Genomic DNA, 22,145 nt, shown 5'->3' with positions numbered 1-22,145 from the left:
ATTCGCAGTCAAAATAAAGGGTTGAGGGCGAGGTCTGTAGGGACGGTCCAGAAAGTTTTGTGAAAGGGTCTGGCATTGAATACCAACGGTTTTTCTCACGCAGATCAGCGGCTGGGAACTCACTCGGAAAATAAGGTAGACTACTGCTCTAATAAGAATTTTTAGGGCTTCTCATGGACCATCCTAGTAAAAAAACAATCTTTACCCGCTTTCTCGATTCGGTAGAGTTTCTCGGTAACTTACTACCGCATCCCGTTACGCTATTCGCCTTCTTCTGTATCGCGGTGATTGTGGCAAGTGGTGTAGCCGGTTACTTTGAGTTTTCCGTCATCGACCCGCGTCCGGCTGGCTCACCTAATGTGGCTGAGGATGGCATGATTCGGGTCGTGAGCCTGATGAACGCTGAGGGTTTGCAGCGCATTCTGACTGGGTTAGTCACCAATTTCACTGGTTTCACGCCATTGGGAACGGTACTGGTAGCGATCCTAGGCGTCGGTATTGCCGAGCACTCGGGACTAATCTCTGCGGTAATGCGTAAGATGGTTTATGGCGCACCAGCTCGACTAGTAACCTTTGTGATCGTCTTTGCCGGCATTATTTCTAATACCGCGTCCGAACTAGGCTATGTGGTCTTAATTCCGCTAGCGGCAATGATCTTTCATTCCTTAGGTCGTCATCCCCTAGCGGGTTTAGCTGCAGCATTTGCGGGTGTATCGGGTGGCTACTCAGCTAACTTACTGCTGGGAACCGTAGATCCGCTGTTGAGCGGTATCACCCAAGAAGCAGCACAGATGATCGATAGTGGTTACACCGTTGGTGCTGAGGCCAATTGGTGGTTTATGGCAGCGTCAACGTTCCTGGTTACGGTCATGGGAACCTGGGTAACCGAAAAAGTGGTTGAACCCAAACTCGGTACCTATGATTCAGCAATGGGCGATCCTGAGGCGTTAGCAAATACCGAGGTTGAAGGTGGCGCTGCGCTGACCGATATTGAGCGTCGAGGCCTTCGTTTTGCGGGCTTAGCTGCAGTGCTGGTGGGTTTGGTTATTGCTGCCACCGCGATGGATTCGCTAGGCGGCGTGCTATTAAATCCCGAGACCGGCGAATTAGGTGGCTCTCCATTCCTTAAGAGTATTGTCGCCTTTATCTTTATCTTCTTTGCGGTACCCGGATTTGTCTACGGCAAGGTAGTGGGGACAATGAACAATGACGTAGATGCTATTAACGCTATGTCGAAGGCCATGAGCTCAATGGGTGGCTATATGGTGCTAGTCTTCTTTGCGGCTCAGTTTGTAGCCTACTTCAAATGGACTAACTTCGGTGCGGTGTTAGCGGTAATGGGCGCAACCGCTCTGGAATCAGCAGGCCTCACCGGGCCAAGTTTATTCTTCCTGTTTATTCTAGTTTGTGGGCTCATTAATCTGAGCTTAGGGTCGGCATCGGCTCAATGGGCCGTGACGGCGCCTATTTTCGTGCCTATGTTAATGCTAGTAGGTTACTCTCCTGAGACCATTCAAGCCGCCTATCGAATTGGTGATTCAACCACTAATTTGATCACGCCCATGATGAGCTACTTTGGTTTGATTCTTGCCATCGCCTCACGCTATTACAAGAATATTGGTATCGGAACCTTGATCTCAATCATGCTGCCGTACACCATGGTGTTCCTAGTGATCTGGAGTTCATTCTTCTATCTTTGGGTATTTGTGGCAGGGATTCCGGTGGGGCCGGGCTCGCCTATTTTCTATACCCCATAAACTGAAAAGGCCGTTCACAATTGAACGGCCTTTTTTATGATAAGCACTAGTCTTGGGGGTCTTTGATAGGATTCAGTGCGCCGCCGAGTCCATGTCCACTTGAACGATACCAAAGCCTGCAAAGGTTCCTGAGGCCACTCCGAGGAAGGAGCGACGTGTTAAATCGGCTTTTTTCTTTGACATAGCAAGCACCGTTTTCTATTACGATTTTAATAGATTAATTCTTATAGAGTTCAGATAATGTTCGAGTTATAGCGCTGAGTCAATTTGATCCGCAATGGGTTAAGCTGGCTTTTGTTTTAATTGAAGCGTCTTAATTATCAAGGAGTTCATTATGCTGTCACCGTTTCACCTTGCCGTATCGGTAGACTCGCTAGCTAAAGCTAGAGAGTTTTATGGTCAACTACTCGAGTGCCCAGAAGGGCGAAGTAGTGATCGTTGGGTTGACTTCAATTTCTTTGGACATCAATTTGTTGTGCATTTAGATGAACATAAGCAGCGAACTGATGTATCAAATATCGTCGATGGCCATGGGATACCTGTGCCCCATTTTGGTGTAGTACTCACTATGGACGCTTGGAATGAATTGCGGTCTAGTCTTGAACAACAGGGCGTTCAGTTTGTGGTGGAACCCCATATTCGATTCCCGAACACCGCTGGAGAACAGGGGACGCTATTTATTCGCGATCCCAGTGGCAACACACTTGAATTTAAAGGTTTTGCGGACGTAGAAGGACAGCTGTTCGCTACCTAGCGATGGCTTTGATTTGAATTCACTTAGTCATTTAGTGTCTGACAATGCAGAGCGACTGCGAGGGCTAAACCGAGGGTGGGCCTAGCATGTTGAGGTTGGTGTTAATTTGGTCAGTAAGCGCTGTTTCCCGCTCAGACGGCATATGGTCTGCGCGTGCAACGATACAGAAGTTTAAGCCATGGTGTTGTTGACTGATAAAGCGCCAACTTTCGTTAGGGGTGTCGGGTGATAAAATTGTGGAACCTAAAACCTGAATTCTTCGGCTATGAGAATGAATTCCAATTCCCTGTAGCTTGCCCCACGCTTCCATGATCCCGAAGCGAAAATAGAAGTCTTCGATGCTTTCAGGGGTCTCACGCCAAAGAAACTTACCGATCTTACGCCAGTCACGACGAGCAGAAATAGTTTCGATATCAATACCAATAGGGTGGCGAGAGATTGCCGAAGCAACTAAAGTTTGAGTATACGATACGGAACAGTAGAATTGATCATCCGTGGGATGAAGGCCTTTGTGGTCGCGAGTAACTGCAATACTGCTAGCGCCAGCTTGGGATAGTAAACCAGCTAGCCTTAGCCGAGAGCAAGCGCGCATTGCCTGACGTCGCTCTGTCCGGGATCCCGAGAGTTTTTCGTCAAGGCGGTGAAAGTCGAACAGCGTGTTTATCATATTTAGTAGCGAGGCTAGTTCGCCCATAATGAAATTAAGTAGCTGAGAAAGTAGCACAATGACTATTGATAAACTAATGATTAAGGCTATTGCCATTGATGTTGAGGTTGAAGAGCAAGAACGGCTTATCGCTGCGGGAATACCTGAAGCGGTTTTCACAGCCGGCCTAAAATTGCCGGCAATGTTGAATCGGCGCTTAAGTCCGACTGGTAAGCGAGCTGCGGCGCTTGCAAATGAGCTGCTCAATGGCGAAGGACTGACTATCGTTTGGTGTTCACAATATGGCGATCTCGCTAGAACTCAACGGTTAATGGAATCTATTGTCGCCGATGAGCCTATGTCGCCGACGGATTTCTCCCTATCGGTACAAAATGCTGAACCAGGTATTCTTTCTATGGCCACGAAGAATCATAAGCATATAGTGGCGATAAGCGCAGCAAAGCATCGATTCTATAACGCGCTTTTGGAAGCAGAGCTTCTTCGCAGGGAACAAGCTACCGATGTTCTGCTTGTTATGACAGATCAATCAGTACCCGAGATTTATGCTCCCGTATCTGCGATAAACGTAGCGACAACTTCATTAGTTCTTCGAATATCGGATAGTGGTCGGGCATTCAGCCTCCTAGACGCAAAGCACTTAGATGACAGTGTTGGCTACACTGAAATCTTTCGGCTGTTAGTGAATACACTTTTTCGGGCGGATATAGATAAATGTTGAATCAAGGATCCACTTATTTATATCGGCTGCTGTTCGTCTTGGTGACCGCTATAGGTTTTATTAGCTTCGCGTTAGGAGCAATGGTTCTCTCAGTTTGTGTATTGCTGTTGCGCTTGCTAATTCGTCAGCGAGAGACGCGGATTTGCTGGAACCGCTATCTAGTTAGTCGTGGCTTTGCGCTACTGGTGACCTATATCCGACTAGCCGGAAGAGTTGATATCCAGTGGAATAATTGGAAGTCGCTGGCTAAGGACATGGAGCATGGTGGTGTATTAATTGCTAATCATCCCAGTCTTATTGATGTTGTGATAATGATTGCGCGTATGCCGCGTGCTAATTGCATCGTGAAAAAAAGCCTTTGGACTAATCCCTTTGTAGGCGTGTTGGTCAGAGCGTGCGGTTTCATTCCGAACGACGGACGCCCCGAAATGTTGGACGAATGTCGTCAGGCGGTTGCTCAGGGTGAGGTGATCATCATTTATCCGGAAGGATCTCGGACTTCCGATACGAAAACCATGACGTTGTCCCGCGGCGCTGCTAATATAGCTATTATGGCTGATGTGCCCGTGCTTTTGTTGACGATTCAGCGAACAACCCCTTTTCTCACAAAAGAAGTGCATTGGTATCGTTTACCTTCGGAAGCACCCGGATTTTTGCTATCGTATGAGGGTAAGTGGGAGCTCGAGCCATATCGAACTTTACCGCGAGCGAAGGCTGCTAGACAACTCACTGAAGATTGGCTCAATTTTTTTACGGACCGAGGTGACAAATGGGACAAGAATTAGAACAGGAAATTAAAGAGTTAATTATTGAAGCACTTGATCTAGAGGATATTTCTGCCAACGAAATCGAGGCCGATGAACCGCTATTTGTCGAAGGTTTAGGTTTAGATTCAATTGACGCTCTGGAATTGGGTTTGGCTCTGCAGAAAAAATACGGCGTGAAGATTGATCCTGAAGCGAACCCAGAAGAAACTCGACAACATTTCTCAAGTGTTACTGCACTGGCAACATTCGTTGCTGCCTCAAGAGGGTGATGCGTGGAGCAAAATATCATGACAGATGAAAATACACTAAACGAATTGAAAGCAATTTTTGAAGAGATGTTTGATGTTGACCCCGATGAAGTCACTTTGGACGCGGCACTTTACGATGACTTGGATATTGACTCGATTGATGCAGTGGATTTAATTGTTCGAATTCGCGAGATGACTGGCAAGAAGATTGCGCCAGACGAATTCAAGTCGGTTCGCACGGTCGGTGAAGTGGTAGAGGCTATAAATACTCTACGAAGCCTTTGAACGCGTTAATTTTTTTACTTTCCATACTTTATCCGATCAGTCTCTGGTTGTTTTGGGATTTAGTACCGAGGGCGATCTTTGTAATACCCGTCATCGTCCTATTAGTTTTGAGGAATCTAGATTTTATTCGGTTCGGACTGACGGTATTTAGGGCGGTCGTCGCGGTTGCCTTACTGTGTGCAATAGTTGCTGTGTTTGTATTGTTTCCTACTATGGCAGCACTGTCCTACCCGGTAGCGATTAACCTAATGATGTTGGTTTGGTTTGCTCAGAGTTTGCGTCCAGAGCAAGTTCCCTTGGTGGAGCAAATAGCAAGGAGGCAGGAGCCTAATTTAGAACCGAGAGGTGTTCACTATACTCGACAAGTAACAAAGTTGTGGTGCTTTGTATTTGGTTTGACTGCCGTTGCAAGTGCTTACACCGTGGCACTTGGCGATCGCGACCTCTGGCTTTTGTTCAATGGTTTGATTAGCTACGTAATCGTAGCGGCCACATTTATTTTGGAATTTATTTTCCGTAGTTGGTACCGCAGGAGCTAACTATCTATGAGCTTATTCTTAACAAGATTACGGAATTTTGTTGGCCAACGAAACGACGTCGCAGCAACAAGCTATCATTCCATTCAAGGGCGTGTGACCTCGGCTGAAGTCGGGTTGTTCTGTGAACGCCTTGATGAGTGTTGCGGTGCGTTGCTTGGACTGTTGGAAAGTGGCTGCACTCCAATTCTGTTGAATCAGGTCAGCGAATCAGCACTGGGTCACTTTTTGGCAAGCGGAAGGGATGCATATGTTGAGGGTGTCTTTTATGAGTCTAAAAGCTCCAGTCGACTTAAGGAAACCTCGGGAGAGATTGCTTTTCTGACCTCTGGCTCGAGTGGTGATGCCAAGGTTGTTTACAAGACGCTTTCCCAACTGGAGGCGGAGGCAAGGATTCTGTCGCAATTTTACCGTGGGGTGAAAAAAGTAGGCGGAACCGTCTCACATCAACACATTTATGGCTTTCTATTTCGATTGGTGGTTCCAGTAAGTCTTGCTTTGGAGTTAGTTCCGGAAACTTGGGTGTATCCCAGCGAAGTTGCTCATGCCCTTAATACAGACATTGATTTAGCGGTGATTTCGTCACCATCGCAGTTAGCGAGGTTGTCCTCAACCTCTGCCCCCACGAAATCGCCCAGGCTAGTAGTCAGCTCAGGCGGACCGTTATCTTTTGCTGAAGCGTTGACGGCGAAGGAATGGTTTAAAACTCCTATTTTGGAGCTTTATGGAAGTACTGAGACCGGAGGTATCGCAACCCGATCGCAGTCAGCGGATCAGCATCAGTGGAAGCCATTGGAAGGTGTGTCAATTAACTTCGTAAGTAACGAAGTCTCCTCGCCTTGGTGTCCCGTGTGCCAGCTGGACGATAATTTAAGTCCTAGCGGAATGGACGGCGCCTTTGAACTCTCTGGCAGAGTGGATCGAATTGCCAAGATCAATGAGAAGCGAATATCCTTAACCGCCATTGAGCAAAAATTGCTGGAATACCCCGCAGTAAAGTCAATTCGGGTGGTGCCTTACAGCCAATCTAGGCTAGCGGCTTTTATCGTGGTTACAGACCCTCAGGCGTTGACTCACTCCGAGGTGCTCGAGTTGAAGAATTCCCTGCGCCGCTTCTGTGCGTCGTTTCTCGAAGCCAGTACCATACCGCGTAAATGGCGGTTCCTGAGGAGTTTGCCAACCACGGAGAGATCGAAAGTGACGGACCATTCGTGCCTAAAGTTACTCAGCTCAGACAAACGGTTGCCTACGCCCATTGCAGTCGACTGGTTGTCGGCACATGAACTTTCATTAGAGGTGTTAATTTCGGCGGACCTAGCGTGGTTTGAGGGACATTTCCCCGAACAGCCCGTTTTGCCGGGGGTTGCGATGGTATGGATGGCTGAGCAATATATTCAACTTTGGTTCGAGGAGTCTCGGTCTATTAGCGTCCTCGCTACGGTGAAGTTTCAATCCGTGATTAAGCCGGGGGCGGATGTGCAGATTCGGTTAAAATATATCGTCGAAAAAGCGCAATATCACCTTAAAATTTTGAACAATGACACCGTTTTTGCTCAGGCAAAGCTGTTAGTGGATGAGTAGCCCTGTGAAATTAGCCGTATTAATTCCCTATTACAATCACCCGAACGCTATCGAATCTGTCGTGACGAAACTTCGGACGAGTGACCTCCCCGTATTAATAGTCAATGATGGTTCAAACAGCGACTCAGATGCAGTCTTGGGGCGGTTAGGTTCCCTAGATTCCGTCCAAGTTTTTCACCGAGAAGAAAATGGCGGCAAAGGAGCCGCCGTCGTTTCCGGTTTGCGTTGGGCGGAGCAATTAGGCTTTAGTCATGTGGTACAAGTTGATGCGGACGGCCAGCATGGCCTAGAAGCACTTCCTCAACTTTTGCGGTCAGCCACAGAGGCGCCAGAAGACCTCATTGCTGGGCTACCTCAATTTGATGCCTCGATACCAAAGCGACGACTTTACGGTCGATACGTGACTCATATCCTAGTGTGGCTGAATAGCCTGTCATTTACGATCAAGGACTCAATGTGTGGCTTTCGAGTTTACCCACTGGTTTCAACGCTTCAAGCGGTTGATCAGGGTGAGATGCATTGGCGTATGGGGTTTGATATTGAAATCTTAGTACGACTACATTGGCAAGGCGTCCGAATGCAATGGGTTCCAGTCAACGTGTCGTACCCTGAGGACGGCGTTAGTCACTTTCGTGCCTTACATGACAACCTAGAAATTGCATCCACTCATTGGAAATTATTTCTCGGCATGCTGATTAGAAGTCCAAAGCTTGTCTATCGGTGGTTTAAGTAATGGCAGCTCATTGGACCGATAACAAAGACTTCGGCTGGGTGCGTGGTATTCACTTCATGTTGTGGCTTCACCGGCGTTTCGGTGTTTGGCCGTTTAGGGTCGTATTATTCCCTGTCGTCTTAGTTTCAATTCTGCTGAATCCGATGGCTCGTCGCGGTGCAGTCGATTACTGGTTACGGGTAAATCCAAATATCTCCCGTCCGCATCTTGCTCTCAGTGTGTTTAAGCAATTCTGGGCGTTTGCGAACAGCATGTTGTATCGATTACTTATCCTTAGCCGACAGTACGACTTATCTGCCACAGACATTCACGGCAGGAAGGAGTTTCGCTCTGTCATTGATAGCGGGCAAGGAGCGCTTCTAATTGGTTCTCATCATGGCAATGTGGAAGCATGTAAGGCAATGGCGGGAAAGGCTAACCGCAAGGTCTGTGCACTAGTGCATACCGAACATGCAGAAACATTCAATAAAGCGGTTTCCGCCTATACTAATGATTCGATAGAGCTTATTCAGGTAACGAGTGTAGGTGTAGAGACGGCCTTTATTTTGAGTGAAAAAATAGCTCAGGGTTATTTGGTTGTCATTACAGCTGACCGTGTACCGGTTAACGGTGGGCGAACCATTTCAGTGCCCTTCTTAGGTGAGCCTGCAGAATTTCCGCAAGGCCCTTTTATGCTGGCTGCACTGCTCAAATGTCCAGTCTTCTTTATGTTTTGCTATCGTCAAGGCGATCATTTTCGTATTAATTTCGAATACGCTTACTCGAGATTGGTACTCGAACGAGGTAATCGAGAGCAAGGTTTACTTGAAGCTTGCGCCCATTACTCGCTAAGCTTGGAGCAACATGTGCGTAGCGCACCCGAACAATGGTTTAATTTTTACCCCTTCTGGGGCTCGAGTAAGGATTAAAATGTATTCACAGTATCTTGACCACGCCGCTGAGAAGTCGACCCTAGTAATCGGTCGAATCGCTTTAACAGCAGCTGACATCGTTGCCATTGCACAGAATCGGGTAACGGTTGCGTTAGATACCTCCGCCGAATATCGGGAGTGGATTGACAGCGGTACCGAGCTTTTAGATCGGTTACTGGAAAAAGAGGGTGTCATTTACGGCGTTACGACGGGTTATGGTGATAGCTGTACCGTTACGGTGAGTAAGTCGCTTGCCTACGAGCTTCCAAGGCAAATCTATACCTTTCACGGATGTGGTATGGGCGATGTTTTCTCCATAACCGAAAGTCGAGCAATTCTGGCGGCTAGACTAGTGTCGCTGGCACGAGGATATTCTGGGGTTAGTTGGGGCTTACTTACGCAATTAGTTGCCTTCCTCAACAGCGGCATATCTCCACGTATTCCCGAAGAGGGTTCGGTGGGCGCATCGGGCGATCTAACGCCTTTGTCGTATGTGGCGGCTACGTTGTGTGGGGAGCGAGAGGTCTTTTATGATGGGCAGCTTATGGCCGCAAGCGATGCTCTAATCGCATGCGATCTAGCGCCGCTTAGCCTTCGCCCTAAGGAGGGCTTAGCGCTAATGAATGGCACTGCAGTGATGACCGCCTTGGCCTGTTTAAATTTGGAGCGCGCTCGCTACGCTCAGTTTCTATCAACGCGCATCACGGCGCTTAATACGATTGCCTTAGACGGGAATGACTTCCACTATGACGAGCGACTCTTTAATGTAAAGGCTCACCCGGGGCAAAATTCCGTAGCCCTTCAATTACGTGAGGATCTAGAAGCTCAATCAGCACCCACTCACTCAAGCCGACTCCAAGATCGTTACTCGCTGCGTTGTGCGCCTCATGTCATTGGTGTTCTTGCCGACGCATTGGGCCATTACGAACAGCTGATTGAAACCGAGCTCAATAGCACAAACGACAATCCAATTATTGACCCTGAAACTCAATCCGTGCTCCATGGTGGACATTTCTATGGCGGGCATATCGCTCATGCGATGGACTCATTAAAAGCTAACTTGGCGAATTTAGCGGACCTCTTAGACAGGCAGTTGGCACAGGCGGTTGATGTGAAATTCAATCATGGCTTACCGAGTAATTTATCGGGCGCCGAGGGAGATCGCGCGGTCATCAATCACGGTTTAAAAGCGGTTCAGATAGGCGTCTCAAGTTGGACGGCTGAGGCACTTAAGCTAACCATGCCAGCAAGTGTATTTAGCCGTTCCACTGAGTGCCATAATCAGGATAAGGTCAGTATGGGTACCATTGCAGCACGCGACTGCCGTCGAGTGTTGCAATTACTTGATCAAGTTTCTGCAGCAGTCCTTTTTGGCGCTGCTCAGGGGGTTTACTTGCGAAATCGTACGAAGGAACTCCCGATAGCCGTTGCACGAACACTGGACCAAGTGTTTGCTATTGCTCCGCCGTTGAGCGATGACCGTGCGTTAGAGTTCGACCTGAGAAATTTGGTTGACGCCATCAGAGAGAACAGGTTTCACTGATGGCTAAGGCGGCGTTGATTGCGCACGAAACTCAGGTAGAAGTGCCGTTTCACGATGTCGATATCATGCGCATTGCCTGGCATGGTCACTATGTTAAATACATCGAAATTGCCCGTACAGCGCTCATTCGCAGCATCAATTACGATATTGATGCCATGGAGGCGGATGGTTTTGGTTGGCCCATCGTGGATATGAAATTGCGCTATGTGCGCCCAGCTCGGTACGGTTCGAAATTAGCGATTATGGCGGAGATATTGGAATGGGAGTGCCGATTAGTTATTCGTTATATCATTCGTGATGCCGAGACTGGTGAAAAGCTGACAAAGGCTTCTACTACTCAGGTTCCGGTGAATATCAAGACCGGTGAAATGGCCTTTGGCAGCCCTTTAGGGTTGCGTGACAGACTCATCGATGCGGGGTGCAATCTTGATTAGCTGGCTTATTAAAGTCATTTTTTCATTGGCTGTGTTGATGTCATTTGTCCTGCAGCTGGCTACCGCCGATGAAGCGCTCGATCGTGTCAAAGCTCGACTTTCCGAAAACACCCAAAGCTCTGGTTTGTTTCAACAAACTAAAATCATATCTTCGTTATCACAGCCTCTTAAATCATCCGGAAGCTTCCTGTTTGAACCGCATCGGGGAGTGATATGGTTAACTCAAGCGCCCTTCTTATCGCAGCAATGTTGGACCTCTGAATCAGTCGCTACTGCCTCGGCCAGTTATTGGGTCAGGGCTATTTTTGCGGGTGACTTTGAGCAGTTGTCGGCCTTCTTTGAAATTACCGCTAACTGGAGTCAGGAAGGATGGCGAGTCAAGCTGGTTCCTTTGAATGAAGCGGTGGCAGCTATATTAACCGCGGTGGAGGTGTCAGGTAGCCAACATGTAGAGCGAATTAGCTACCAAGAAACGGGTGGGCATTCCACGGAAATTAACTTGACGCCTTTGGATGTTCGCCCTGATATAGACTGGGCCAACTGTCCATGAAGTCGCCGGTAGAGTTGTTCAAATGGGGCTCTCTACCGCTGCTTATCATCGTAGCCCTGTGGCTATTTCCCCCGAAAATTAATACCGATGTGCTGGCACTGGTTCCGGACAGTTCGATGAGCGAATCGGTGCGGACTCTATTGGCGGGTCCTAGTCGAAAGCTTTCATCAGCTATCTTCGTGTTCATTTCTGGAGATGAGCGCAAACAAGTTCATCAATCCGCAGGCGAATTATTCCAGCGAGCTCAACAGCGAAACTTATTTACAGGAGCGCTTTGGCAGCGAGATCCTGAGGAGTTGGCGGATCAATATGAGAGCCTTCAGCGGTTCGCCCTTAATTTTTCTTCTCCGGATCAGTTTGCCGAGGACGACTACAGTAGTTGGCTTATGACCAAGTGGTTTGGCTTCGATACCCCCACTGCAATGTTGCAGCATGATCCGCTTCAAATCGACGCTGGAATCAATACATTTTTTGCCAAGCAAATGAGTGGTGCACAACTCTTCGCTGATGCGCCTTACTTTGAGAGAGATGGCGAATGGGGAACCTTACTGCAGTTCGATGCAGGTAACTTGGCGGGCTCCATAATTTGGCAGCAAGATTTTAATTTTTGGCTGGAAGCTGAGCAGGCTAGAGCAGAGACTGAAGACTACCAAATCCTAGTGGTAGGCTCAGCTCGCTACGCCTATGCGGCGATGGAACAGGCTAAGGGCGAAGTGAGTACCATCGGGCTTGCGTCACTCATCGCGATTATCAGTTTACTATTACTGGTGTTTCGCCGCGCCTTCCTAATTGTCGTCGTATTTTATCCGCTGGCAGTGGGCACTGGCGCCGCACTGCTCATCACACAGCTCATTTTCGGTCAGATTCACCTCCTCACCACTGTCTTTGGTGCCTGCCTGATGGGAGTGAGCGTGGATTACGCTTTCCACTGGTTATTTGCCAAGTCACAGCAGCGCGAGCGCCGTATTCGTGGGTTGCTGGCACTGAGCGCAGCAAGTTCTATTCTAGTGTTTTTAGCTCAAGCCTTGTCACCCTATGAAGCGCTGGCACAGATGGGGGTGTTTTCGGCCGTCGGATTGTTGGTTGCCGTCTTAGTAGTGGTGTTTATGTTTCCGCGTGTGGTAGCGAATACCACCTCACATTTCCCTTCGTTAGACTGGGAGCAGTTTCCTTCACTTCGGCCTAATGTGGCGCAGATGTTTGCCATTACTGCTATTCTGATACTAGTGGTCATGGTTATTCAAGCCCCGGCAGACGACGATGTCAGAAAGCTACAGCCTCTGAATGCCGAGCTTCAACAGGAGCAGTTGGCATTGTCTGAGTGGCTAGCCGTTGATATGGCTCCGCGTACCATTATTGTTAGTGCGCGAACTGAAGATGAGTTGTTGGTGTCGATGCGCCGTACTCAAATTCGCGCTGAAGCGCTAGCTGAAGGCGAAGATTTCAGCGTTGTCACTAATCTTGCCGATGTGGTTCTTCCGCAGAATGAGCAACAGCGGCGCATCGATATGCTCAGACATTGGTTTGAGCAAGAGGAAAAGCTGGTCGCCTTGGAGCAGACGTTAGGTATCACCCTTGACCGAGCCCTACTGCAGCAGAGGATTTCAGAACTGAGTGTGTTGACGCTAAGTGACTTAGCCGCTAATCCATTGATGGAGCCTTGGGCACTCAGCTTTGTTGAGGGAACGCCAGACAGAGGCGATGATTCGGCGGTGCCATCCTATTACGGAGCCTTAATAGTGTCGTCAAACGCTGCAGACTGGAAGCGGCTGCTGTCGGCGAATTGGGATAAAGAGGTTGTACTGGTGGATAGAGCGGATGCAATTTCTGCCTCACTCAAGGTTGGACGAGAATATGCTAGCTATCTCTTTGTGGTGGCTTTGGCCGTCTTGGCAGGACTATTGATTTGGCGACAGGGGTTGCGGGCCGGAATACTTCGCTTAGGCGCCGCTGCTGCGGGAGCTTTAGCGGGACTGTTCGCGCTCTATGCGGTGGGCTTGGCGCTGAACGTATTTAGCGTGTTATCGTTGCTATTAGTATTAGGGCTGGGTATAGATTTTGCCCTATTTGTTGCGTCGAAGGCAGTTTATGCTACCAATGCAGTCGTTTGCTCGGCAATCACGTCAATTTTGGCCTTTGGCTTATTGGCGTTAAGTGCAGTGCCGGTATTAGCAAGTATTGGTTTGATCATTGCAGTTGGAATTTCGGTAGCGTTTTTGACTGCGCTAGCGTTGAGCGAACGGGGAGCAAGTAATGGAAACTGATCTTTTAGATGTTGTAGTGATTGGCGCAGGGCCGTCGGGAACTGTGGCCGCCAAGCTACTGCATGACCAGGGCCTGAATGTTGAGGTAGTCGAGGCAGCGACTTTCCCGCGATTTGTTATCGGTGAGTCACTTCTGCCTCAGTGCAATATGATCCTTCGCGAAGCAGGGCTCTACGACGTAGTTGCCAAAAATGCTGACGCCCTGGGTTTCCAGCGTAAAAACGGCGCTGCTTTTGAGTGGGCTGGTCAGTACAGTGAGATCGATTTTAGAGAAAAATTTAGCAACGGAGATGGGGAAACTTGGCAAGTTCGAAGAGGGGATTTTGATAAATGCCTTGCCGATGAGGTAGAACGAAGTGGCGTGGCTATTCACTATGGGCACCGTGTTACTGGATATTCTCGCACGGGTTCGATTACTCGTCTGAGCGCAGCGGATAACCAAGGTAATGAGCGCTCGATGCGCGCCAAATTTGTGGTCGATGGCTCAGGCTATGGCCGCGTGCTCCCGCGTTTGCTATCGCTTGATGAGCCCAGCGATCTGCCTAGCCGAAAAGCCTGCTTCACTCACGTCGAGGACCATATTACAGCTGGACATTTCGATCGTGAGAAGATTCTCGTGAGCATTCATCCTGATAACCGCGATGTCTGGTTTTGGCTAATTCCGTTTGCTGACGGTCGCGCTTCCATTGGGGTGGTAGGCGAGAGTCACCTACTGGGCGAGGGTACTCCAGCGGAAATTCTTCGCCGTCAAGTTGGGCAGGTTGAAAATCTCAGTCAACTATTAGCGAACGCTAAGTGGGATAGTGACACTCGAACGTTAGAATCTTACTCTACGAACATTTCTTCGTTATATGGCGATGGCTATTGTGTGCTCGGTAACGCCGGTGAATTCCTTGACCCTGTCTTCTCTTCAGGGGTTACCATTGCAATGAAATCTGCATCCCTGGCGGCGTCGGCCATCAAACGCGAGCTAGCAGGAACGACCGTGGATTGGGAAAAGGATTTTGAAGCATCACTGCTGCAGGGCGTAAAGGCCTTCAAAACTTATGTGATGGGTTGGTATGACGGACGCTTTCAAGACGTTATTTTCTATCGCAATGATCATATACATGCCCAAAAGATCACCACGATGATTTCGTCGATATTGGCTGGATATGCGTGGGATTTAGATAATCCCTTCGTGAAAAATTCGGAGCGTAAGCTGAATACCACTGCAGAGATTGTTCGTGCGACTCGTTAATTTCCTGTTCATAGCAATACTGTTGAATGCCTGTACCGGGACGCCTGTTTCCTTAGGTCCGGTTTCTGGAGGCATGTTATTGCAGGGGTCGGGTGAGCGAATAGACTTCGTGGACGTCTATGTTGAAGATGAGGTCACGAGTTTACTCGTCGCGACCTCTTGGCGGTTAGCGGAGCAGCATGTTGTTTTTATGGATCCTCTTGGAAAAGTCATTGCTGAGGCAAGTTGGTATGGTGAACGATGGTTGTTTACTGGCTTTGCTGAAAAGAATTTACCGATGCATGCTATTATTAACTTAATAAGCTGGACGCGAGGCGACAGCGCTCAGGTAGCAACGCAAGTTGCAGCATTAGGGGGCACTTATCGAGAAACTGAGAATTCTCGAGGTATAAGGTTTACTCACCCTGAGCAATCAATAGCCATTCAATATGAAAATGAGCAGTTAGTTACGGTTAAGGCCGCTATTGGCACAACACAAACTGTGCTCACAATTCGAAGGCTGTAGCTAAATTATAACAACGGATTGTAGACCTCCAATAATTAGAAGTAGGAATCAAATGTCTGAATGTCGAATAGTGGCTGTCGCAGCGCTATCCTCTGCTGGTCGTACTTTGAAACAGTGTTACGAAAACGTTCTCGTCGGGAATGTCGGTTTAGTACCTAAGACTCGAGCGGGGGTTAGCAGCTTCTTCGGTGAGGTAGATATCAATGCCGAACTTCCAGCAGATTGGCCCGTAACTCATTTCTCTCGAAACAACCAAATGCTCTGGGAACTATTCGAGCAAATAGCGACTTCCTTTGATCAATTAAGGGCTGAGGTACCCTTTGAGCGTATCGGCGTTGTAATCGGTACATCAACATCAGGCATCGCTGAGAGTGAGCCCTACTTTCGTGCCTTGGCCGCTGGCGATGGCTCCGCACAGAATACCCAATTTCACCTGAATCAACAGGATATTTCGTCACCCTCTATCAGCTTGGCAAATTATCTCGGCTTGTTAGGACCTTGCCTTTCTATTTCTACCGCGTGTTCGTCCGGCGCCAACGCTCTAGGAACTGCTAAACGGTGGCTAGAAAACGATATTTGCGATCTCGTTATCGCCGGCGGCGTCGACACGCTATGTGATCTAACCATTAGAGGGTTTCAAGCGTTGGGTGCGATGAGTGATGAGCAATGCCTACCTTTTTCCGCCCAACGCGACGGTATTAACCTAGGTGAGGGCGGTGCCCTCTTCCTATTGAGTAGAGATTCCAGTGGAGTTCAGGTTGCTGGTGTCGGATCAGCATCGGATGCACATCATTTTTCTGCGCCGCACCCTGAAGCGTTGGGTGCCAAAAGCGCAATGCAATTTGCACTTGAATACGCCCAACTTGAGCCGCTAGATATTGATTATTTAAACCTTCACGGTACGGCGACCGAGCAGAATGATGCCATGGAGTCTCAGGCCGTGCGGAGTATCTTTGGTCAAGTTGATTGTAGCTCCACGAAGGGAATCTTTGGGCACACTTTGGGTGCCGCCGGCGCCCTTGAATGCGCGCTGTGTTTCAGCTGTCTAGAACATGGTACGTTACCGGTCAATCTAACCGATGAAATCGCCGAGGAATTTGCAGATATTGGCTTACTACGAGAAACTTCCTCAAAACCTAACATTCGAGCCGTGATGTCGAATTCCTTTGCGTTTGGCGGCTCTAATGTTTCTGTGGTCTTGACGAAAAGCGAGCCGAGTTAATGTTGAGCAAAGAAGAGACGGCTAAGCTATTACCTCATGAAGGTCCCATGGTTTTTATCGATAGAGGTCTTGAATTTGGTGATGACTATGCGCTGAGTAGTACTGAAATCGAAGATGATCATCTCGCTGCAGTAGAAGGCAGAGTCCCAGCTTATATTGGTTTGGAGATGATGGCGCAAACCATTGCAATGTGGGCAGGCTATCGGGATCAACAAGCAGGCAACAAGCCTAAAGTCGGATTTCTATTAGGCACTCGGCGATATCACACTGAAGTAACCTATCTACCAAAGAATGAACCGTTGTATGCTCGGGTTCAAGAGGATTTAGTTGGGCAGAATGGGCTTTCCAGCTTTTGTTGTGAACTTCGCACTGCTGATAAACTAATCTGTAGTGCACGGATTAATGTATTTAAGCCAACAGGTGACGACGAATAAAATGAAGAAAACGGTTTTAGTGACAGGATCAAGCCGAGGAATTGGCAAAGGAATAGCCTTGAGATTGGCAACCGCGGGCTACGAAGTAGTTGTGCATTATGTAGCAAGTGCAGCGGCCGCTAAGGCGGTTGTTGCAGCGATCCACGAGTTAGGATCAACCGCGCGCCTGCTTTGTTTTGATGTGTCGGATCGTGCAGCCACTCAGGCAGCTCTTGAAGCCGATATGGAAGAGTATGGCGCATACTACGGTGTAGTAGCTAATGCAGGAATTGCTCGAGACAACGCTTTTCCGGCGATGAGTGATGAGGATTGGGATGCCGTCTTAGATACCAATCTAGATGGGTTTTATAACGTGGTGAAGCCTTGCATCATGCCGATGGTTAGAACCCGAAAACCCGCACGAATTATTACCATGTCTTCAGTCTCAGGTCTAATTGGTAATCGTGGTCAAGTTAATTATTCCGCCGCCAAGGCGGGAATTATTGGTGCTACCAAGGCACTCGCGGTTGAGTTAGCAAAGCGAAAGATTACCGTCAATTGTGTCGCCCCTGGAATGATTGAGACTGATATGGTTGAGGATGTTCCGAAGGACATAGTAAAGCAAATGGTGCCAGCTCAGCGTGTGGGCCAGGTACATGAAGTTGCAGCAGCAGTTGAATTCCTCTTAAGTGAAGACGCGAGTTATATTACTCGCCAAGTTATCTCGGTAAACGGAGGGCTTTGCTAATGGCTCATCGGGTTGTCATCACGGGTATGTCTAGCGTTTCACCCTTAGGTGAAGACTGGGCTGATATCAGCGCTAAGCTGAAAGCGGTGGAGAATGCAGTTCAGCATTTTCCCGGCTGGAGTGAATACGAGGGGTTGTACACCCAGTTGGGTGCGCCAGCCATTTTCACTGATCCCGGCTTCAACCGAAAGCAAATGCGCGGCATGGGGCGCGTGGCGTTACTGTCGGTTGCAGCGACGCAACGAGCCTTGGCGGATGCTGGTCTAGCTGATGATGAAGCCATTCAAGATGGTTCAATGGGCGTTTCCTTTGGGTCCTCTGCGGGCGCCGAGCAGGGGCTCATGGACTTCGGCAATATGTTAGTGACTAAGTCTACGGGCACGCTCAATGCCAGTTCATATATCCGTATGATGGCGCATACTGCTCCCGTTAATATTGGGGTTTTCTTCAAACTAAAAGGACGCGTGATTACGACGAGTTCGGCGTGTACTTCGGGCAGTCAGGGTATCGGATATGCCTTCGAGGCGGTTCGGGAAGGGAAACAACGCTGGATGGTTGCAGGGGGTGCTGAAGAGATTTCGCCAAGCTATGCGGCCGTATTTGATACGCTTTACGCTGCCAGTACCTTAAACGAAGAGCCAGCCACAACGCCTAAGCCTTTTGACGCTAATCGCGACGGACTAGTCACTGGAGAAGGCGCAGGATCTCTTATCTTGGAGACCTTGGAGTCGGCACAGGCCCGTGGCGCAAAGATCTATGCTGAGATAGTGGGCTTTGGTACCAATTCCGACGGCTCTCATATAACCCAGCCAAATCAAGAGACGATGCAGATAGCTATGGAAATGGCGTTAGCTGACGCGCAGTTAAAGCCCCAGGATATTGGCTACATTAATGCCCACGGTACGGCTACCGACCGAGGAGACATCGCGGAAAGCCATGCAACCTTCAATGTATTTGGTAACTCGGTACCAATCTCTTCGCTGAAGAGTTATATGGGGCACACTCTGGGAGCCTGTGGCGCGTTGGAGGCCATTTTTTCCATCAATATGATGAATGACGGTTGGTTCTGTCCCACCGTTAACTTGAATGAAGTCGATCCCAAGTGTGCGCCGTTAGACTACATTCGCAATGATGTTCGTGAAGTAAATACCAGCTATATTATGAGCAATAACTTCGCCTTCGGTGGTATTAACACCTCGCTAATATTTAAGCGTTATGAAGACGCCTAGGCGAATTCTTTCATTGCTGATGTTATCTGGATTGATAGCGTCTTCGTCTGTCCACGCTGATAACTTCGCGCTGCATTCATTGGTGCTAAACGTCGGCGGTGGAAAGCAGTTTGATGCTTCTCAAGATAATAGTTTGGTGGCGCTCGATGTTGAATGGTGGGCTTGGGAGCGTTCTCCGAGGCAAACTTTGTCAATTGGCACCTCCGTAGCTCAGTGGCGAACGAACGCCGGCCCTGGAGCGCAAGTCGTCAATGTGGTTTCAATCTACCCGCAGTTGACGCTCTACTACCCAGAATCATTCGCCCTAGGACAGGCATTCTTTCAAGTGCGTGCTTTGGGTCCCAGCTGGATCTCAGAGAACTCGCTGGGTTATCGTCAGCAAAGTAGACATTTCGCTTTCAATGCGCGACTCGCAGCGGGGGTAGTGACGCCAAATGACTGGATTATTTCACTAAGTTATCAACATATTTCGAATGCGGGCTGGTCAAGCACTAATGATGGATGGGACTCGCCCATCAACTTGGCAATCGGAAGGCGCTTCTAGGGAGAATGGCATGGCAATGGATAAAGCGGATCGTTTCTTAGCAGTAAAGAAGTATGCGTACTTATTGGTACTGCTGACACCGCTTTCGATGTGGGTAAGTTATGGCCTGTGGGCTGCTACGCAAGCTAGCCTTTGGCTGTGGTTAACTCCCGCTATTGTGTTTGGGGTGGTTCCAGTTCTAGAGCGCTTTATTGGACGAGATAGCGATAATATAAATGAGGAGACTCAGTTTGAGGATCTCACTGGTCAGGCCTACTACCGTTGGCTAATTATTCTCTGCGCGCCGCTATATTGTCTGACATTAGTGCTTGCAGCTTGGGTGTTTAGTCTCCAGCTAGAAGGCTGGTTGGCCCAGTCAGGATGGTTATTTTCAATGGGGACAGCGGGTGCGGTGGTTGCCATTAACGTAGGTCATGAACTGATCCACAAGAATACCATACTCGAGCGCTTCGCCGGTGGCTGCCTATTGGCAATGGTCTGCTATGCGGGCTTTAAGGTTGAGCACGTGCGCGGTCACCATGTATGGGTATCCACCCCCAATGACCCGTCATCTTCTAAGTTTGGTCAGTCCTTGTATCACTTTTGGCCTCGTGCTGTGTGGCATAATACGATGAATGCTTGGCGACTGGAGAATCAACGCCTCCGTCTCCGTCAGCTGCCATGGTGGCGGAATGAACTAATTGGCTGGTATACACTGAGTGCGTTCTTGGGTTTTGTGATGCTGGTAGTTTGGGGTATTCCGGGTTTAGGATTCTTCTTAGTTCAGAGTGTAATTGCTTTCGGCGTTCTCGAAATAATCAACTACATTGAGCATTATGGATTAGCGCGCAGTCTGCAAGAGAATGGACGCTACGAGAAGACCAATGTCACGCATTCATGGAATAGTAATTTTCTCCTCACTAACGTCCTGTTGTTTCAGTTGCAGCGTCACTCTGATCATCACGCTTATCCGCAGCGACGTTATCAAGTCTTGAGGCACCACGACGAGAGTCCCCAGTTGCCAGCGGGCTACGCCACCATGATTCTAATTGCGTTGGTACCACCGTTGTGGTTTCGGATTATGAACCCTCGGGTGCAGCAATACCATAACGAAGTCAGCTAAGTAGCTGATAAAATAATTAGTGAAAATTGAGCTGCTGAGCTGATATTCCAGCAGCTCCATTGACGGCAATCTACTATGGACTAAAGTTCGTCAAGCAGTTTGAACCAAAGCATGCCCAGTGCCATCCCTGGCCTTCTGAATAATTTTCCGCCTGGCCAGTTCCAGTGTTGTATCTTAGCGAATACATCAAAGCGATCAGCCTGTTGAGCAATCATGTCTGCAGTGACCCGCGCAGTTAGATGAGTGGGTGCTACGCCATGGCCAGAGTAGGCTTGAATGTAAAACACATTCTTGCTCAATCTACCTAGCTGGGGCATCCGGTTAATACCAATACCCATTTGTCCAGACCAGCCAAAGTCTACCTGGGCGGATGTAAGTTCAGGAAACACTTTAATCATCTTCGCTTGCATGGTGCCAACTAAGTCTTTCGGCTCTAGTCCGGTGTAGTTCGATAGCCCTCCGAAGAGCATTCGCCCATCAGCTGAGAGACGAAAGTAATCCAGCGCAGTATTAGGGTCACACACGGCTAAATTACCGGGCATTATCTTTTCAGCGAGATCGCCTAGCGGTTCGGTGGCTATTACACAGCTGGTAGACGGCAGTATTTTCTTCGCAAGTTTTGGCTGCAAGTCGCCCATGTAGGCGTTGCCACAATGCACCACGAAATCGGCGCTTACCGAACCTTTCTCGGTAACGACCTTGGGTTTATCGCCCTCGATAACGCGCGTAACCTTGGTTTGTTCGAAAATATGTACGCCGAGTGACGCAGCGGCGGCAGCCTCACCACGACAGAGGTTGAGTGGATGGACATGGCCATATCCCGCTTTGTTTACAAGCGCCCCCAGATAGCTATCGGAGTTCACGTGATGCTCTCGCATCTGCTCAGCGTCGACCCACTCCAATTGATACGGGTACCCTGCGGCGTGCTGCTCTGCCTGAAAGGCCTTTAGCTCGTCAATGTGTCTGGGTTTGATCGCAACATCCGCGTAACCCCACGTAAGGTCACAGTCGATATTATACTTTGCAACCCGTTCGCGGATGATCTCGCAGCACTCCCAGCCGGCCTGTTGAATAGTCTTGATGCCGTCATCGCCGATACTCCGTTTAAACTGCTCCAGCTTATGACCAATGCCGCCAATAATCTGTCCACCATTTCGTCCCGTTGCACCCCAGCCAATTCGATTGGCTTCAAGCAGTACCACTTTAAAGCCTTGCTCCGCTAACTCCAGCGCGGTATTGACGCCGCTAAAGCCGCCGCCAATGACGCAGATATCAGTGTTGAGATCGCCCTCAACACTAGGGTAGTTGCTTTGATTGTTGATGGATGCGGCATAGTAACTGTCAGTGTGCTCGCGCACGTCTTTAGGGGAGCTAAGAAGCATAAATGTACCTTC

General features: G+C 48.9%; 24 protein-coding genes. 22 read left to right on the top strand and 2 right to left on the bottom strand.

What is annotated here, in order from left to right:
- Positions 1-173 precede the first annotated feature (173 nt).
- Positions 174-1,757, top strand: coding sequence for an AbgT family transporter (locus tag Q0698_RS00810; RefSeq protein WP_298632780.1), 1,584 nt, complete (start codon positions 174-176; stop codon positions 1,755-1,757).
- Positions 1,758-2,091: 334 nt separating this feature from the next.
- A complete protein-coding gene (locus Q0698_RS00805; protein ID WP_298632779.1) occupies positions 2,092-2,511 on the top strand; it encodes a VOC family protein in 420 nt (139 codons plus the stop codon).
- A gap of 64 nt (positions 2,512-2,575) precedes the next feature.
- Here Q0698_RS00805 and Q0698_RS00800 read toward each other — a convergent pair whose 3' ends face one another.
- Positions 2,576-3,178, bottom strand: a complete 603-nt coding sequence (locus Q0698_RS00800; protein WP_298632778.1) for a hypothetical protein — start codon at positions 3,176-3,178, stop codon at positions 2,576-2,578.
- A gap of 58 nt (positions 3,179-3,236) precedes the next feature.
- Here Q0698_RS00800 and Q0698_RS00795 point away from each other — a divergent pair, with 58 nt between their 5' ends.
- The 20 genes from Q0698_RS00795 (at position 3,237) to Q0698_RS00700 (ending at position 20,751) form a co-directional block, all read left to right on the top strand.
- Entirely contained in the window at positions 3,237-3,896 is a 660-nt protein-coding gene (locus Q0698_RS00795) for a beta-ketoacyl synthase chain length factor (RefSeq protein ID WP_298632777.1), read from the top strand.
- Positions 3,890-4,681, top strand: coding sequence for a lysophospholipid acyltransferase family protein (locus tag Q0698_RS00790; RefSeq protein WP_298632775.1), 792 nt, complete (start codon positions 3,890-3,892; stop codon positions 4,679-4,681). The genes Q0698_RS00795 and Q0698_RS00790 overlap by 7 nt, the downstream gene beginning before the upstream one ends.
- Positions 4,666-4,932, top strand: coding sequence for a phosphopantetheine-binding protein (locus Q0698_RS00785; RefSeq protein ID WP_298632774.1), 267 nt, complete (start codon positions 4,666-4,668; stop codon positions 4,930-4,932). Before Q0698_RS00790 ends, Q0698_RS00785 begins: the two co-directional genes overlap by 16 nt.
- A gap of 18 nt (positions 4,933-4,950) precedes the next feature.
- Positions 4,951-5,196 carry an acyl carrier protein gene (locus Q0698_RS00780; protein ID WP_298632772.1) on the top strand — a complete coding sequence of 82 codons (246 nt, stop codon included), beginning with the start codon at positions 4,951-4,953 and terminating at the stop codon, positions 5,194-5,196.
- A gap of 212 nt (positions 5,197-5,408) precedes the next feature.
- On the top strand, positions 5,409-5,735 hold the full coding sequence (locus tag Q0698_RS00775) for a hypothetical protein (RefSeq protein WP_298632770.1): 327 nt from the start codon (positions 5,409-5,411) through the stop codon (positions 5,733-5,735).
- Between the two features lie 6 nt (positions 5,736-5,741).
- A complete protein-coding gene (locus Q0698_RS00770; RefSeq protein WP_298632768.1) occupies positions 5,742-7,313 on the top strand; it encodes an AMP-binding protein in 1,572 nt (523 codons plus the stop codon).
- Positions 7,314-7,317: 4 nt separating this feature from the next.
- Entirely contained in the window at positions 7,318-8,046 is a 729-nt protein-coding gene (locus Q0698_RS00765) for a glycosyltransferase family 2 protein (RefSeq protein WP_298632766.1), read from the top strand.
- Positions 8,046-8,954: a hypothetical protein gene (locus tag Q0698_RS00760; protein WP_298632765.1), complete on the top strand. Its 909-nt coding sequence runs from the start codon at positions 8,046-8,048 to the stop codon at positions 8,952-8,954. The genes Q0698_RS00765 and Q0698_RS00760 overlap by 1 nt, the downstream gene beginning before the upstream one ends.
- 1 nt (position 8,955) lies before the next feature.
- Positions 8,956-10,500 (top strand): aromatic amino acid ammonia-lyase, encoded by a 1,545-nt coding sequence (locus Q0698_RS00755; RefSeq protein WP_298632764.1) that lies wholly within the window; start codon positions 8,956-8,958, stop codon positions 10,498-10,500.
- Positions 10,500-10,934 (top strand): acyl-CoA thioesterase, encoded by a 435-nt coding sequence (locus Q0698_RS00750; protein ID WP_298632762.1) that lies wholly within the window; start codon positions 10,500-10,502, stop codon positions 10,932-10,934. The genes Q0698_RS00755 and Q0698_RS00750 overlap by 1 nt, the downstream gene beginning before the upstream one ends.
- Positions 10,927-11,484 carry an outer membrane lipoprotein carrier protein LolA gene (locus Q0698_RS00745; RefSeq protein ID WP_298632760.1) on the top strand — a complete coding sequence of 186 codons (558 nt, stop codon included), beginning with the start codon at positions 10,927-10,929 and terminating at the stop codon, positions 11,482-11,484. Before Q0698_RS00750 ends, Q0698_RS00745 begins: the two co-directional genes overlap by 8 nt.
- Positions 11,481-13,748, top strand: coding sequence for a hypothetical protein (locus Q0698_RS00740; protein ID WP_298632758.1), 2,268 nt, complete (start codon positions 11,481-11,483; stop codon positions 13,746-13,748). Before Q0698_RS00745 ends, Q0698_RS00740 begins: the two co-directional genes overlap by 4 nt.
- Entirely contained in the window at positions 13,738-14,988 is a 1,251-nt protein-coding gene (locus Q0698_RS00735) for an NAD(P)/FAD-dependent oxidoreductase (RefSeq protein WP_298632757.1), read from the top strand. The genes Q0698_RS00740 and Q0698_RS00735 overlap by 11 nt, the downstream gene beginning before the upstream one ends.
- Positions 14,975-15,493: a hypothetical protein gene (locus Q0698_RS00730; protein WP_298632755.1), complete on the top strand. Its 519-nt coding sequence runs from the start codon at positions 14,975-14,977 to the stop codon at positions 15,491-15,493. Before Q0698_RS00735 ends, Q0698_RS00730 begins: the two co-directional genes overlap by 14 nt.
- 52 nt (positions 15,494-15,545) lie before the next feature.
- A complete protein-coding gene (locus Q0698_RS00725) occupies positions 15,546-16,715 on the top strand; it encodes a beta-ketoacyl-ACP synthase (RefSeq protein WP_298632753.1) in 1,170 nt (389 codons plus the stop codon).
- Positions 16,715-17,149, top strand: a complete 435-nt coding sequence (locus Q0698_RS00720) for a hypothetical protein (protein ID WP_298632752.1) — start codon at positions 16,715-16,717, stop codon at positions 17,147-17,149. The genes Q0698_RS00725 and Q0698_RS00720 overlap by 1 nt, the downstream gene beginning before the upstream one ends.
- Positions 17,118-17,876, top strand: coding sequence for a 3-ketoacyl-ACP reductase FabG2 (locus tag Q0698_RS00715; RefSeq protein WP_366140236.1), 759 nt, complete (start codon positions 17,118-17,120; stop codon positions 17,874-17,876). Before Q0698_RS00720 ends, Q0698_RS00715 begins: the two co-directional genes overlap by 32 nt.
- A complete protein-coding gene (locus Q0698_RS00710) occupies positions 17,876-19,105 on the top strand; it encodes a beta-ketoacyl-ACP synthase (protein ID WP_298632746.1) in 1,230 nt (409 codons plus the stop codon). Before Q0698_RS00715 ends, Q0698_RS00710 begins: the two co-directional genes overlap by 1 nt.
- A complete protein-coding gene (locus Q0698_RS00705; protein ID WP_298632745.1) occupies positions 19,092-19,649 on the top strand; it encodes an acyloxyacyl hydrolase in 558 nt (185 codons plus the stop codon). The genes Q0698_RS00710 and Q0698_RS00705 overlap by 14 nt, the downstream gene beginning before the upstream one ends.
- Before the next feature lie 10 nt (positions 19,650-19,659).
- Positions 19,660-20,751, top strand: a complete 1,092-nt coding sequence (locus Q0698_RS00700) for an alkane 1-monooxygenase (protein ID WP_298632743.1) — start codon at positions 19,660-19,662, stop codon at positions 20,749-20,751.
- Between the two features lie 80 nt (positions 20,752-20,831).
- On the opposite strand, the gene Q0698_RS00695 is transcribed toward Q0698_RS00700, so the two are convergent.
- Positions 20,832-22,133, bottom strand: coding sequence for an FAD-binding oxidoreductase (locus Q0698_RS00695; RefSeq protein WP_298632742.1), 1,302 nt, complete (start codon positions 22,131-22,133; stop codon positions 20,832-20,834).
- Positions 22,134-22,145 lie beyond the last annotated feature (12 nt).

The organism is uncultured Umboniibacter sp. (genome assembly GCF_947497555.1).
Lineage (GTDB): Bacteria > Pseudomonadota > Gammaproteobacteria > Pseudomonadales > DSM-25080 > Umboniibacter.
The sequence above is the reverse complement of the archived record's forward strand: the minus strand, read 5'-3'. Positions and strand labels throughout refer to the sequence as shown.

What these genes read in the sequence shown, in the direction of transcription:
- Q0698_RS00810 (WP_298632780.1), top strand. Translation starts at nt 174, where the DNA reads ATGGACCATCCTAGTAAAAAAACAATCTTTACCCGCTTTCTCGATTCG.
- Q0698_RS00805 (WP_298632779.1), top strand. Translation starts at nt 2,092, where the DNA reads ATGCTGTCACCGTTTCACCTTGCCGTATCGGTAGACTCGCTAGCTAAA.
- Q0698_RS00800 (WP_298632778.1), bottom strand. Translation starts at nt 3,178, where the DNA reads ATGATAAACACGCTGTTCGACTTTCACCGCCTTGACGAAAAACTCTCG.
- Q0698_RS00795 (WP_298632777.1), top strand. Translation starts at nt 3,237, where the DNA reads ATGACTATTGATAAACTAATGATTAAGGCTATTGCCATTGATGTTGAG.
- Q0698_RS00790 (WP_298632775.1), top strand. Translation starts at nt 3,890, where the DNA reads ATGTTGAATCAAGGATCCACTTATTTATATCGGCTGCTGTTCGTCTTG.
- Q0698_RS00785 (WP_298632774.1), top strand. Translation starts at nt 4,666, where the DNA reads ATGGGACAAGAATTAGAACAGGAAATTAAAGAGTTAATTATTGAAGCA.
- Q0698_RS00780 (WP_298632772.1), top strand. Translation starts at nt 4,951, where the DNA reads ATGACAGATGAAAATACACTAAACGAATTGAAAGCAATTTTTGAAGAG.
- Q0698_RS00775 (WP_298632770.1), top strand. Translation starts at nt 5,409, where the DNA reads ATGGCAGCACTGTCCTACCCGGTAGCGATTAACCTAATGATGTTGGTT.
- Q0698_RS00770 (WP_298632768.1), top strand. Translation starts at nt 5,742, where the DNA reads ATGAGCTTATTCTTAACAAGATTACGGAATTTTGTTGGCCAACGAAAC.
- Q0698_RS00760 (WP_298632765.1), top strand. Translation starts at nt 8,046, where the DNA reads ATGGCAGCTCATTGGACCGATAACAAAGACTTCGGCTGGGTGCGTGGT.
- Q0698_RS00755 (WP_298632764.1), top strand. Translation starts at nt 8,956, where the DNA reads ATGTATTCACAGTATCTTGACCACGCCGCTGAGAAGTCGACCCTAGTA.
- Q0698_RS00750 (WP_298632762.1), top strand. Translation starts at nt 10,500, where the DNA reads ATGGCTAAGGCGGCGTTGATTGCGCACGAAACTCAGGTAGAAGTGCCG.
- Q0698_RS00740 (WP_298632758.1), top strand. Translation starts at nt 11,481, where the DNA reads ATGAAGTCGCCGGTAGAGTTGTTCAAATGGGGCTCTCTACCGCTGCTT.
- Q0698_RS00735 (WP_298632757.1), top strand. Translation starts at nt 13,738, where the DNA reads ATGGAAACTGATCTTTTAGATGTTGTAGTGATTGGCGCAGGGCCGTCG.
- Q0698_RS00725 (WP_298632753.1), top strand. Translation starts at nt 15,546, where the DNA reads ATGTCTGAATGTCGAATAGTGGCTGTCGCAGCGCTATCCTCTGCTGGT.
- Q0698_RS00720 (WP_298632752.1), top strand. Translation starts at nt 16,715, where the DNA reads ATGTTGAGCAAAGAAGAGACGGCTAAGCTATTACCTCATGAAGGTCCC.
- Q0698_RS00715 (WP_366140236.1), top strand. Translation starts at nt 17,118, where the DNA reads ATGTATTTAAGCCAACAGGTGACGACGAATAAAATGAAGAAAACGGTT.
- Q0698_RS00710 (WP_298632746.1), top strand. Translation starts at nt 17,876, where the DNA reads ATGGCTCATCGGGTTGTCATCACGGGTATGTCTAGCGTTTCACCCTTA.
- Q0698_RS00705 (WP_298632745.1), top strand. Translation starts at nt 19,092, where the DNA reads ATGAAGACGCCTAGGCGAATTCTTTCATTGCTGATGTTATCTGGATTG.
- Q0698_RS00700 (WP_298632743.1), top strand. Translation starts at nt 19,660, where the DNA reads ATGGCAATGGATAAAGCGGATCGTTTCTTAGCAGTAAAGAAGTATGCG.
- Q0698_RS00695 (WP_298632742.1), bottom strand. Translation starts at nt 22,133, where the DNA reads ATGCTTCTTAGCTCCCCTAAAGACGTGCGCGAGCACACTGACAGTTAC.